This is a genomic window from Accumulibacter sp., from assembly GCF_031732815.1.
Taxonomy (GTDB): Bacteria; Pseudomonadota; Gammaproteobacteria; order Burkholderiales; family Rhodocyclaceae; genus Accumulibacter.
The window spans coordinates 29,395-41,175 of record NZ_JAVMKF010000050.1; the positions used below are offsets into that span (position 1 = coordinate 29,395).

At 67.4% G+C, this 11,781-nt stretch carries 9 protein-coding genes and 2 pseudogenes; 9 read left to right on the forward strand and 2 right to left on the reverse strand.

Annotated features, from left to right (window positions below; translation table 11 throughout):
- Positions 1-254: 254 nt before the first annotated feature.
- Together RKP46_RS04610 and RKP46_RS04615 are read right to left on the reverse strand one after the other, a co-directional pair.
- A pseudogene (locus RKP46_RS04610) lies at positions 255-618 on the reverse strand (DUF86 domain-containing protein).
- Positions 618-905, reverse strand: a pseudogene (locus RKP46_RS04615) (nucleotidyltransferase family protein); the annotation flags it as partial. The pseudogenes RKP46_RS04610 and RKP46_RS04615, both read right to left, overlap by 1 nt.
- A gap of 634 nt (positions 906-1,539) precedes the next feature.
- Between RKP46_RS04615 and RKP46_RS04620 the strand changes: the two are divergent.
- From RKP46_RS04620 to RKP46_RS04660, 9 genes are all read left to right on the forward strand, one after another.
- Positions 1,540-2,556: a calcium-binding protein gene (locus tag RKP46_RS04620; RefSeq protein WP_311105540.1), complete on the forward strand. Its 1,017-nt coding sequence runs from the start codon at positions 1,540-1,542 to the stop codon at positions 2,554-2,556.
- 142 nt (positions 2,557-2,698) lie between these two features.
- Positions 2,699-5,491 carry a monovalent cation/H+ antiporter subunit A gene (locus RKP46_RS04625; protein ID WP_311105549.1) on the forward strand — a complete coding sequence of 931 codons (2,793 nt, stop codon included), beginning with the start codon at positions 2,699-2,701 and terminating at the stop codon, positions 5,489-5,491.
- A complete protein-coding gene (locus RKP46_RS04630) occupies positions 5,491-5,817 on the forward strand; it encodes a Na+/H+ antiporter subunit C (RefSeq protein ID WP_300330164.1) in 327 nt (108 codons plus the stop codon). Before RKP46_RS04625 ends, RKP46_RS04630 begins: the two co-directional genes overlap by 1 nt.
- The gene (locus RKP46_RS04635) at positions 5,814-7,379 is read left to right on the forward strand and encodes a monovalent cation/H+ antiporter subunit D (RefSeq protein ID WP_311105541.1); all 1,566 of its coding nucleotides are present in this window, start codon (positions 5,814-5,816) and stop codon (positions 7,377-7,379) included. Before RKP46_RS04630 ends, RKP46_RS04635 begins: the two co-directional genes overlap by 4 nt.
- On the forward strand, positions 7,376-7,867 hold the full coding sequence (locus tag RKP46_RS04640) for a Na+/H+ antiporter subunit E (RefSeq protein WP_311100421.1): 492 nt from the start codon (positions 7,376-7,378) through the stop codon (positions 7,865-7,867). Before RKP46_RS04635 ends, RKP46_RS04640 begins: the two co-directional genes overlap by 4 nt.
- Positions 7,861-8,130: a K+/H+ antiporter subunit F gene (locus RKP46_RS04645; protein ID WP_300330170.1), complete on the forward strand. Its 270-nt coding sequence runs from the start codon at positions 7,861-7,863 to the stop codon at positions 8,128-8,130. The genes RKP46_RS04640 and RKP46_RS04645 overlap by 7 nt, the downstream gene beginning before the upstream one ends.
- Positions 8,127-8,549: a Na+/H+ antiporter subunit G gene (locus RKP46_RS04650; protein WP_311105542.1), complete on the forward strand. Its 423-nt coding sequence runs from the start codon at positions 8,127-8,129 to the stop codon at positions 8,547-8,549. Before RKP46_RS04645 ends, RKP46_RS04650 begins: the two co-directional genes overlap by 4 nt.
- On the forward strand, positions 8,533-11,013 hold the full coding sequence (locus RKP46_RS04655; RefSeq protein ID WP_311105543.1) for a tetratricopeptide repeat protein: 2,481 nt from the start codon (positions 8,533-8,535) through the stop codon (positions 11,011-11,013). Before RKP46_RS04650 ends, RKP46_RS04655 begins: the two co-directional genes overlap by 17 nt.
- Before the next feature lie 74 nt (positions 11,014-11,087).
- On the forward strand, positions 11,088-11,781 hold a 694-nt coding region (locus tag RKP46_RS04660; protein ID WP_311105544.1), incomplete at its 3' end, for a Cache 3/Cache 2 fusion domain-containing protein.

Consider the following 11,781-nt stretch of genomic DNA (forward strand, 5'->3'; position numbering starts at 1 on the left):
GCCTTGGCCAAGGCTTCACCTTGCAGTGCAAGATTCTGATCCTGCATCGAGATACGTGCATGAGCGATCAGCATGGCGTGTCTCGCGCGCGGTCGATGCGTTCCTGGCGCGACCGGATGACTTCGTCGTGCGTGTGCAACCTGGCGTCGGGATCGTCAGTTCGGCGAAGGGCTTCCTCGATCTCGCGGGTCATGCGCGGCCGCTCGGATGGCGCATCCGTCCAGCCATACCAGGCTCACCCAGAGCGCAGAGGGTCATGGTTCCATCCCATGATCATTGCGGTCGTCGCTATCGACATCCTGGCGCAGGGCGGGCAGTTGCTTGGGCAAGGCCGGCAGCCATTCCCGTACCGTCTCCCACGCCAGATTGAGGCTGATGTCGAAATGGCTGTGGGCCATGCGATTTCGCATTTTGCGCATGCGACTGGGTGACCTCGGCGCAGCCATCCATCACCTTAGTGGCCGCTTCGCCGATGACGGTCAGGCTCATGATGATCGCCTGCCGGGTCCGCTTGCCGGTCAGGAAGTCGTCCTTGGCCAACTCTTCCACGAAACTGCACGCATCGGTTGCGGCCTGCTGCATGTGGTGGAGGTCATCAGGTAGTCGGTTTTCGCTGATACCGGTTGTGCCTCCGCGACCACCTTGGCCCGGAAATTCGGCGGCAGGTCGCCGGGCGTCAGCAAATCGACCTCAACGCCGAGCAGCGATCACAGTTCTTCTTCCAGATCGCGCAAGTCCAACGACGTAGCGCCGGGCAGTGTATCGACCAGCAGATCGAGGTCGCTGCCATTCTGATTGGTGCCATGCAGCACCGAAGCGAAGACGCGCGCGTTTGCCGTGCGGAAGCGGCCTGCCGCTTCACGCACCGCGCTTCGCTTCATATCAAGCGCAACCGACGGTCGCATGAGCATCCCTTCCTATCTAGACTGATCGCGATGGCAGGGGATCGAGAATGGCATTTCAAGCATTGTTTTCGACCCTCGCTATGGCTTGATTCCGCATGCTGCGCCGGTCGCTACTGTCGACCTAAGGCGCGGCATCAGCGCTATTGCGGGGGCTGCAGCATGCAGGGCGGCAAGCAAGCAGGTGAGCAGTACGACTACCGCGACGCGAGTTCTTCGTTTTTCGAGAGCTGTTCTTTGGCGCATCTCTACCGGGGTCAGGCCGATGCGCCGGCTGGCGCCAAACCGGATTGTGTGCTTTGCCCCAGTGCCTGGGGCATTTGCCACTCCCGGATGGGCGATGAGCCCCATTGCTGGCGGCTGGCGCCTGCCGTCGGTCGCCGCCGAGGCATGGTTCGGAATCTGCCATCAACTGCTATTCATATGCTATCAGGGATCTGTGCTCGGCGGGTCAACAGTTGGCGCGAATATTGCTTTCCAGCGATGCGGTGGCTGCTGCGGAGCGCGCGTCGGCCAGTCGGAGCACCGGGCTGCGGCGCCCGCCGGCTGGCCGACGGTCGGCGCGGGAGGGCTCGGCAACCGGTCATTGGCGGCTGGTCATCGACCCAGTCGAAAGCTTTCTACAACGGAGAACAAAATGGCACTCATCAATGCGCGCGCGACCACCTTCACTTATGGCACCAGCGGTAGCGACCTGATCAATGCGTCGTACCTGCTCGGCGACCAGATCGACGGGCTGGCCGGCAACGACACAATCAACGGTCTCGACGGCGCGGACACGCTGCTCGGTGGCGCCGGGCGTGACGTCCTCTACGGCTTCGCCGGCCACGATGTGCTCGACGGTGGCGCTGGCAACGACAAGCTGTACGGTGGTGCAGACAACGATATCCTGCGTCCCGACACGGGCGGCATCGGCGACGACCTGATCGATGGCGGCAGCGAGTGGGACACGGTCGATTACAGCTCGGCAGCGGTCACGCGCGGCGTTCGCGTCGACTTGCGGATCACCACGGCGCAGAAGACGCTGGGCGCAGGCAGCGACACGATTCGCAATGTCGAAATCGTCATCGGCACCGGCTTCAACGATACGCTCATCGGATCGACGGCCGACAACCAGCTCTACGGCGGCCTGGGCTCCGACAGCCTGGACGGTGGCGATGGCAACGACGGCTTGTATTCCGGCTATCGCGGCGATCTTGCCGGCGACACGATGAACGGCGGTAATGGTAACGACCTGATCTTGGCGAGCAACGGCGCCGACCGGCTGAACGGGGGCGCCGGCGACGACCGAATCTACAGTGCAGGCGGTGCCGACACCATTTCCGGTGGCCTCGGTTTCGATCGCTTCATCTTTCAGGAAACGACCGACTCGAACGCTGCTGCGCCCGACCGCATCGTCGATTTCAACGGTGCCGAGGACCTGATCGTGCTCGAACCGATGTTCTTCGTGATCAATGCCAGCGCGACGCAGTTCATCGGCAGCAACGCCTTTTCGCAGACCGGCGTTCCGGAAATTCGCGTCACCAGCAATGCCGGCACGCAACTCGTCGAGGTCGATACGACGGGCAACGGCGGCGCCGACATGACGATTGAGGTCGTCGGGACAGCCCTCACCATCGACGACTTCTTCTTCGATCAGGGCTTTCTGTTGTAAGCCGGGCAAGCCGCGCGGCCGGGCGACCGAGCGCGCGCGGCGAGCTCGAGGCCGATCAGGACCGCTATAATCGCCGCTCCGGGAGCACTGCCAGGCGACCGGAGAACCTTTCTTTCCGAATGGGGCGTGCGTGGATTCGAGCATCCTGCTGGCGGCCATTCCGGCCATTGCCTTTGGCGCTTGCGCCTTGCCGCTGCTCTTGCAGCGTCTTGGCCGGCGGGCGGCGGCGCTGGCCGCGGCCGGCGTCATGGCCGCCTGCCTTGGCTGCGTGCTCGGCCTGGCGCCGGCGGTGCTCGCCGGGCAGAGTGCCTTCTTCCGATTGCGCTGGCTGCCCGCCTATGGCCTCGATTTCAGCTTGCGGGTGGACGGCCTCGGCCTGCTCTTCGCGCTGCTCATCTGCGCCATCGGTCTGCTGGTCGTCCTCTACGCCGCCTGGTATCTGCCGACCAGCGACCGGCTCGGACGCTTCTACTCGATCCTGCTGCTGTTCATGGCGGCGATGCTCGGCATCGTTCTCGCCGAGAACCTGCTGCTGCTCGTCGTCTTCTGGGAACTGACCAGCGTTTCGTCGTTCCTGCTCGTCGCCTACGACAACCAGCGCTACGCGTCGCGCGTCGGCGCGCGCATGGCGCTCGCGGTCACCGGCGCTGGCGGCCTGGCGCTGCTCGCCGGCGTTCTGCTGCTCGGCGCGCTGGCGGGCAGCTTCGAACTGTCCGACATCTTCGCCAATCGCGAGCGCATACGCGCGAACGATCTTTGCGCGCCGATGCTGCTTCTCATTCTGCTTGGCGCGTTCAGCAAGTCGGCCCAGTTCCCTTTCCACTTCTGGCTGCCGAACGCGATGGCAGCGCCGACGCCGGTGTCGGCCTATCTGCATTCGGCGACCATGGTGAAAGCGGGGATCTTCCTGCTCATCCGGCTTTATCCGCTGTTTGCCGGCGATCCGTTGTGGTTCTGGCTGCTCGCCGGAACAGGCGCGCTGACCCTGGTCTATGGTGCGGCCGTCGCCTTGTTCAAACACGACATCAAGGGGCTGCTCGCGTACTCGACGATCAGTCACCTCGGTCTGATCACGCTGCTGCTTGGCCTGGACACGCCGCTCTCGGTGGTCGCCGCGATCTTTCACGTGATCAATCACGCGATCTTCAAGGCATCACTGTTCATGGCCGCCGGCATCGTCGACCACGAATGCGGCACGCGCGACATGCGCCGGGTCAACGGCATGTTCCGCGTCATGCCGATCAGCGCGACGCTGGCCATCGTCGCCGCCGCAGCGATGGCCGGCGTCCCGCTGCTGAACGGTTTCCTCAGCAAGGAGATGTTCTTTGCCGAGACGATCAGTCATGCGCAGTTCGTCTCGCTCGCCTGGCTGCTGCCCTGGTTCGCGACGCTTGCCGGGATGCTTGCCGTCGCCTATTCCTCGCGCTTCATCCACGATGTCTTCTTCAATGGCGAGCCGGTCAATCTGCCGCGCCAGCCGCACGAACCACCGCGCTGGATGCGCGCGCCGAGCGAACTGCTCGTCGTCGTCTGCGTGCTCGTCGGCATTTTTCCGAACTGGACGGTCGGCCCCTGGCTCGCCGCGGCGGCCGGCGCCGTGTTGCCGCAGGGACTGCCGGACTACCGCCTGGCGCTCTGGCATGGTTTCAATCAGCCGCTGCTGATGAGCACGCTGGCGCTGCTCGGCGGCGTCGCCATCTACGCGCTGCGCCGGCCGATCTACGCCTGGCATGCGCAACTACCGCGGGTGCACGCACGTACCGCTTTCGAGCGCTGGTCGCGCGCCTGCACCGGCGGTGCGCGCCGGCTCGTCGGCTTGCTCGACAACGCTTCGCTGCAGCGCTATTGCGCGTTGCTCCTCTGCTTCGTCGTCGGGCTCGGCGGCTGGGCCTTCTTCGCCCGGCCGGGCGTGGCGCTGCGCCCGTCGGCGCATCCGGCTGACGCGGCCGCCGTCTGCGCCTTGCTCGCGCTGCTCGTCGCGGCTCTCGGCGCGACGCTGGTGCACCGCGAACGCCTGCTCGCCGTCATTCTGGTCAGTGTCGTCGGTCTGCTCGTGACGCTGACTTTTGCCCGTCTATCGGCGCCCGATCTGGCGCTCACCCAGCTCGCCGTGGAGACCGCGACGATCATCCTGTTGCTCCTGGTGCTGCACTATCTGCCGGCGCGCAGCCGGCCTCAGAGCAGCGCACCGCGCTTGCTGCGCGATGTCGTGCTGGCGCTGCTCGCCGGCGGCGGACTGGCGCTGGTTACCTTGCAGATGCTCAGCCAACCGGCCGCCTCGCTGGCCGACTTCTACCTGCAGAACGCGCTGCCCGGCGGTGGCGGGACGAATGTGGTGAATGTCATCCTGGTTGATTTTCGCGGCTTCGACACGCTTGGCGAGATCACCGTGCTGGCCATGGTGGCGCTCGCCGCGCAGGCGCTGCTCGACCGCCTGGTTCTGCCCGTACCGGCGCACGACGCCGACGGTCGGCGCTGGGCGAGGGATCGCCAGCCGCTCTTTCTCAGCATGCTGATGCGGCCTCTGCTGCCGGTCGCGCTGCTCGTCTCGGTCTATCTCTTCCTGCGCGGGCACAACGCTCCGGGGGGCGGTTTCGTCGCCGGGCTGGTGACCGCGGTCGCGCTCAGCCTGCAGTATCTCGCCAACGGAATCGCCTTTGCTCAGCCGCGCCTGCCACAGCAGCCGACGCGCTGGCTGGCCGGCGGCTTGTTCCTGGCGACCGGCGTCGGGCTGGCGAGCTGGGTTTTCGCGCGACCATTCCTGACCAGCGCGCACGGCCACCTGAGGCTGCCGCTGATCGGCGAGGTCGAACTCGCTTCGGCGATGATCTTCGATCTCGGCGTCTATCTTGTCGTCGTCACCGTCGTCGTCAGCCTGCTGAGCGGAATCGGCAGCCTGTCGCAGCGCGCGGCGACGCCAGGCGGGAGCGCCTGATGGAGGCCTTGCTGGCGATTGCGGTCGGCGTGCTCACTGCCTGCGGCGTCTTCCTCGTTCTGCGCGCACGCACTTTCCCGGTTCTCCTTGGCCTGACGCTACTCTCCTACGCCGTCAACCTGTTCCTCTTCGCCAGCGGCGGCCTGCGTCTGGACGCGCCGCCGCTGATCGGCGCTGGCGCGGCGAGCAGCGACCCCTTGCCGCAAGCGCTCGTCCTCACCGCCATCGTCATCGGTTTCGCGATGACCGCCTATCTCGCGCTGCTTGCCCTGCGCGGCCTGGCCGAGTCGGCTGACGATACGGTAGACCCCGGGCGGGAAGAGTGACTGCGGTGACTGCACACGCGCCGATCCTGCCAATCGTTCTCCCGCTGCTCGCCGCGCTGCTGCAGATGGCGGTGCCGCGCCTCGCCGTGCAGCGCATCGTCGGCCTGTTGGCGACGCTGCTCCTGGTCGGCCTCGCCGGGTGGCTGACGGCACTTGCCGACGATGGCGTCTGGCGGGTCTATGCGCTCGGCGACTGGCCGGCGCCGTTCGGCATCGTCCTCGTCGTCGATCGCCTGGCGGCGCTGATGGTCCTGCTCGGCGCGCTGCTCGGACTGGCCAGCCTGCTCTACGCAAGCAGCGGTTTCGACGCGCGCGGGGCGAATTTTCACCCGCTCTTCCAGTTGCAGTTGCTCGGCATCAACGGCGCTTTCCTCACCGGCGACCTGTTCAACCTCTTCGTCTTCTTCGAGATCATGCTGCTCGCTTCGTACGCGCTGCTCGCGCACGGCGGCGGCCTTGCGCGCACGCGTGCCGGAATTGCCTACGTCGTTCTCAACCTGCTGGGTTCGTCGATTTTTCTGCTTGCCCTTGGCCTGCTTTACGGCACCTTGGGCAGTCTCAACCTGGCCGACCTGGCGCAGCGCCTGGCCGGATACGACGACAGCCGGGGGCTTGCCAGTCTCGCCTTTGCCCTGCTGGTCGCCGTCTTCGTGCTCAAGGCGGGCTTGCTGCCGCTGTCGTTCTGGCTGCCGCACACCTACTCCGCGGCGGGCGCGCCGGTTGCCGCGCTGTTTGCCGTAATGACCAAGGTCGGCATCGTCGCCCTGCTGCGCGTGCAGCTCATTGCGCTGGCGCCGGGTGGTCTGGACGATCTGCTCGAGCCCTGGCTGACCGTCCTGGCGTTGGCGACGGTCGCCTTCGCCGCGCTCGGCGTGCTCGCCGCCGAGCGCTTGCGCGTGCTGGCTGCCTGGCTCGTCCTGCTCTCCGCCGGGACGCTGCTGCTCACCCCGGCGCCGGCGAGCGTGCAGGTGAGCGCCGCGGCGATCTACTACCTCGCGCAGTCGACGATCGTCGGCGCGGCCGGCTTCCTGCTCGCCGGGGTGATCGCCGAGCAGCGCGGCGCAGCCGCCGACACTTTCGTCACCGGCGCCCGGCCGCTCCCGGCGTGGCTGCAAATTGCCTTCCTGGTTCTCGCGGCGACGGCTGTCGGCCTGCCGCCGTTCTCCGGATTCATCGGCAAACTGATGCTGCTCGGCGTGCTGCGCGAGACGCCGGCCGCGCCTGCCGTCTGGGCCACGCTGCTGGCCGCCGGTTTCGTCGTGCTGGTCGCTTTTGCGCGCGACGGCTGCCTGCTCGTCTGGAAGTACCGGGAAGCCGGCGGCGCGCCGGTTGTCGCGCTCGCCTGGCAGAAGATCTGCGCCGCGCTCTGCCTGGTTGCCGGCGGACCGCTGCTCGCCGGGTTCGCCGGCCCGCTGGCCGGCTTCGCAGAGCGCGCCGCCGGGCAACTGCACGCACCGGGGGCCTACGCCACCGCTGTCCTCACTGCGGCGGTTCCGCCTGCTGCGCCAGCGGCTGCGCCCAGGGTGCCGGCGCCGCCGCAGATGCCGAAGGCTGCGCCATGATCCGCCGTATTCTGGCGCGACCGCTGCAGTCGCTGCTTCTCATGCTGCTCTGGCTGCTGATCACCGATGCCGCTTCGCTGGCGCTCGTGCTGCTCGGCGGACTCCTCGCCTTGATCGTGCCCTGGCTGACGCAGGCTTTCTGGCCGGCGCCTCCGCGTCTGCTGCGCCCGGGACTGGCTCTGCGCTTCCTGCTCGTTTTTGCCTGCGACATCGTCACCGCCAACTGGCGAGTCGCGCGCCAGGTGGTCGGCCCCGTGTCGCGCCTGTCGCCCGCGCTGGTCGAGGTGCCGCTCGAACTGCGCGACCCCTTCGTCGCTACGCTGCTCGCCAGCGTCGTCTCGCTGACCCCGGGAACGGTGGCCATCGACCTCGACCGCGAAGCCTGGATTCTCCTCGTCCATGCGCTCGATGCGCCCGATCCGCCGGCGCTGGTGAAGGAGATCAAGCAGCGTTATGAATTGCCTTTGCGGGAGATCTTTGCATGCTGAACACAGCGCTCGAGATTGCTTTCTGGCTGATCGGCGCGGCGCTCGCGCTGAACCTCATCCGCCTGTTGCGTGGCCCCGACCTGACCGACCGCATTCTGGCGCTCGACACGCTGGGCATCAACCTGATTGCCCTGCTCATCGTGCACGGCATGGCGACGGGCAGCGCCGCCGGTTTCGAAGTCGCCCTGCTGCTCGCTTTGCTCGGCTTTGTCGCAACGGTTGCCCTGTGCAAGTTTCTCCTGCGCGGAGACTTGATCGAATGAGCAGCGCGAGCGAAGCGCTGGTCGCCGGCCTGCTCGTCATCGGCGCGCTCTTTGTTCTGCTCGGTGCGATCGGCCTCGCCCGGTTGCCCGATTTTCTCACTCGCCTGCACGCGCCGACCAAGGCGACGACGCTCGGCGTCGGATCGCTGCTGCTCGCTTCGGCGATTCATTTCTCGGATCTGGCGGGCGGCCGCATCAGTCTGCACGAGCTGGCGGTCGCCTGTTTTCTCTTCGTCACCGCGCCGGTAAGCGCGCATCTGCTGGCCAAGGCGGCACTGCACCGGAGCACGCCGGCGACCGGCAGCGGTACGCCTGGGGGCGCCGGCAGAGAGGCGGAGCAGGGCCCGTCGACGGGCGCGCCGCCAGCCTCGGCGAGCGGCGCTGGGCGCTTGGCCGACAACGATGTCGCCCGGACGTAACGCGCCTTGCCCTTGCGGCAGTGGCCGCAAGTTCAAGCTCTGCTGCGGCCGGGCCGGCGCGTCCGCGGTCGCGCCGGCGAGTGCTGCGCCGGCGCCGGACGCGGAGCAGCGCAGCGCGCTGCTCGATCTGTTTCGCACACAGCGCCATGGCGAACTGCTCGGGCGCCTCGCCGCGCTGCTCGAACGCTTCCCGCAGTCGGCTTTCCTCTGGGGTCTGCTCGGTGCGACGCAACAGTCGCAGGGCGCCGATGGACTGCCGGCCTTGCAGCGCGCGGTCGCTCTGGCGCCCGACGACGCCGACGCGCAGGCCAATCTTGGCGCGGCATTGCTCGAAGGTGGCCAGCCGCAGGCCGCCGCCGCGTGTCTGCGCAAGGCGCTTGAACTGGCTCCGGCAAACCTTCCAGCGCGCATCAATCTCGCCCAGACGCTGCGCGCGCTGGGCGATGCGCCGGCGGCGATCGACGCCTACCGGGGCGTGCTGGCGCGCGCGCCGAAGGCGCTCGAGGCGCATTTCGGCCTGCTTGACCTGCTGCTCGAGTGCGCCGAGGTGGGCGAAGCGGAAAGCCTGGCGCAACGCGCGCTCGAACTGGCACCGGCGCACTGCGTCGCCCACTTCTGCCTGGGCAACGTTCGCCAGCGGCAGGGACGGCTGGCCGATGCCCTGGTCTGCTATCAGACGGCACTCGAACTGGCTCCCGGATTTGCTCCGGCGGCGAGCAACCTGGCCTGCGCGCTGCTCGCCCTCGGGCGCAGCACGGAAGCCGAAGACGTGCTGCTGCGCAGCCTGCGCTCGACGCCCGGCTACCTCGACGCCTACCTCAATCTGGCGCGTCTGTACCTTGAACAAGGCCGCTTTGCCGCGGCCGAGCCGGTCTACCGCGACGCGCTGGCGGTGGCGCCCGAAGGCGTCGCTGCGCGTGAAGGGCTGGCCCAGGTGCTGCGCGAACTCGGGCGTGCCGACGAGGCCGATGCGCTCTGTGAGCAGGCGCTCGCCATCGATCCGCTGTGCACCAGCGCACGCCTGCTGCAGGCGGTTTGTCGCTTGCCGATCGTCGCCGATACGCCGGCCGCTTCGGCCGCCGTCGGCGAGGGTTTCCTGGGCGAACTCGACCGCCTGGCCGAATGGCTGGCCGCCGACGCCCGGCGCGGCGCGCGCCTGCACGCCGGCGTTGCGCCGTATCTGCCGTTCTTTCTTGCCTATCGGCCGGGTAACCACTGCCCGGCGCTGTCGCGTTTCGCCGATCTCGTCTGCCCGCCGTCGCCGCCGCTGGCGCCGCGTCACTCGCCGCGCGGCAAGCTGCGGCTGCTCGTCGTCGCGCACCACGTGCATCGGCACTCGGTCTGGGAGATCGTCCTGCGCGGCTTGCTCGAGCAGCTCGATCGGCGGCATTTTGCGCTCACCGTGCATCACCTCGGTCAGCGCGAGGACGAAGCGACGCGCCACGCGCGTACGCTCGCCGACACCTGGCGCGATGCGCATTCGGTGAGCAACCTCGCCGCCTGGCAACAGGCCTGCGTCGCCGATCGGCCGGATGTCATCTTCTATCCGGAACTGGGAATGGACCCCTTGAGCTTTCATCTGGCGGCACAGCGATTCGCTCCGCTGCAGTTGGCCGGCTGGGGTCACCCGATTACCAGCGGTCTGCCCACGATCGACTGCTTCGTCTCCGGCGAGTTGCTCGAGCCGCCGGGGGCCGCAGCGCATTATCGCGAGCGTCTACTGCTCTTGCCCGGTACCGGCTGCTGCACGACTTCGCCGGCGCCGGTCGTCGCGCCCGTGCCCGAGGTCGAACGCCGCCTGCGCGAGATGCCGGGAGTCCGTTTCCTGATCGCGCAGCGCGCGATCAAGTTCGAACCGGCGGACGACGCGCTCTTTGCGATGATCGCTGCGCAGGCGGGAGAATGCGTTTTCATCGTCGTCGACGATCCGCTGTATCCGTGGGCGGCCCGGCGGGTACACGCGCGTCTGGCGCGTGCTTTCAGCGAGCGCGGGGTCGACCCGGCGCGCCATCTGCTGCTCGTCCCGTGGCTGTCGGCCGAGGCTTTTCGGGGTCTCCTCGACCTCGCCGACGTCTTTCTCGACTGCCCCGGTTTCTCGGGTTATACGACTGCCTGGCAGGCGGTCCATCGCGGCTTGCCGGTGCTCACGCTGGCCGGCGATTTCCTGCGCCAGCGACTCGCCGCCGGCTTGCTGCACAAGATCGGTCAAGCGGAAAGTGTAGCGGCAAGCGCCGAGCAGTACCTCGCGCTGGCCTTGCAACTGGCGGCTGAATGCCGCGACGCGCAGCGCCGGGCAGCGCGGCGCGCGGCCTTGCAAGCGGCGGCGCCGCGCGCCGACAACGACCTGAGCGTCGTGCGCGCCTTCGAGCAGGCGATCGTCGATCAACTGGCGGGCGCTGCCCAGACTTGCCGGCCTTCGCCTAAAGAAAGGGGGCCGCTGGACGTAGAAATGTTTACCCGTTAAACCGTTTACCTGCAGGTCCTCGGGAAACAGCCGGTCGGCTGTTTCCCGGCGGCTGCCAAGAGAAGGGCGAAAGTATGCGCTTGCTGGACATGGACCTCACGCGAAAACTGCCGGCAATCAGCGCCAGCTTCCTGGTCGGTGTCTTTGGCCTGGGCCTCGCCCTTTTCAGCCACTATCTTCTCGATTACCTCGAACGATCCGAAATCGTTCATCTCGAGCGCGAGACGCAACTGATCGTCGACGCCCTGACCAGCTACGAACGCAGCGTCGAGGAACGCGCCGGGATGATCGGCCGCGTCTTCGCCGCCGACTTCGACCCCGTATTCACCATCGACAACACGAGCACGCGGCGCAGCGGCGAGAGCGACGTGCCGGTACTGCGCAATCGCGAGCGCGAACTGAACGACGATTTCACCGCGCCCGACCATCTGCTGGCGAGTACCGGCGCCGTCTCTTCGATCTTCGTTCGCCAAGGCGACGAGTTCGTCCGCATCAGTACCTCGCTGAAGAACGAAAAGGGCGAACGCAGCCTGGGTACGCGCTTGTCGGCCAGCCACCCGGCGGTCGCCCGGTTGCTCGCCGATCAGGCGTGGATAGGACGCACCTCGCTCTTCGGCGGCGATTGGATGGCGCATTACCTGCCCGCCCGCGATCAGAGCGGCAAGGTCGTCGGCAGCCTGGCGATCGCGGTCGACTTTTCCGCCGGCTACGCGGCACTCAGGGAGCAGATCAAGAAAATCACCATCGGCGAGACTGGCTACGTCTTTG

Coding starts and splice junctions, on each gene's coding strand:
- RKP46_RS04640 (WP_311100421.1), top strand. CDS start 7,376: ATGATCCGCCGTATTCTGGCGCGACCGCTGCAGTCGCTGCTTCTCATG.
- RKP46_RS04645 (WP_300330170.1), top strand. CDS start 7,861: ATGCTGAACACAGCGCTCGAGATTGCTTTCTGGCTGATCGGCGCGGCG.
- RKP46_RS04620 (WP_311105540.1), top strand. CDS start 1,540: ATGGCACTCATCAATGCGCGCGCGACCACCTTCACTTATGGCACCAGC.
- RKP46_RS04655 (WP_311105543.1), top strand. CDS start 8,533: ATGTCGCCCGGACGTAACGCGCCTTGCCCTTGCGGCAGTGGCCGCAAG.
- RKP46_RS04630 (WP_300330164.1), top strand. CDS start 5,491: ATGGAGGCCTTGCTGGCGATTGCGGTCGGCGTGCTCACTGCCTGCGGC.
- RKP46_RS04650 (WP_311105542.1), top strand. CDS start 8,127: ATGAGCAGCGCGAGCGAAGCGCTGGTCGCCGGCCTGCTCGTCATCGGC.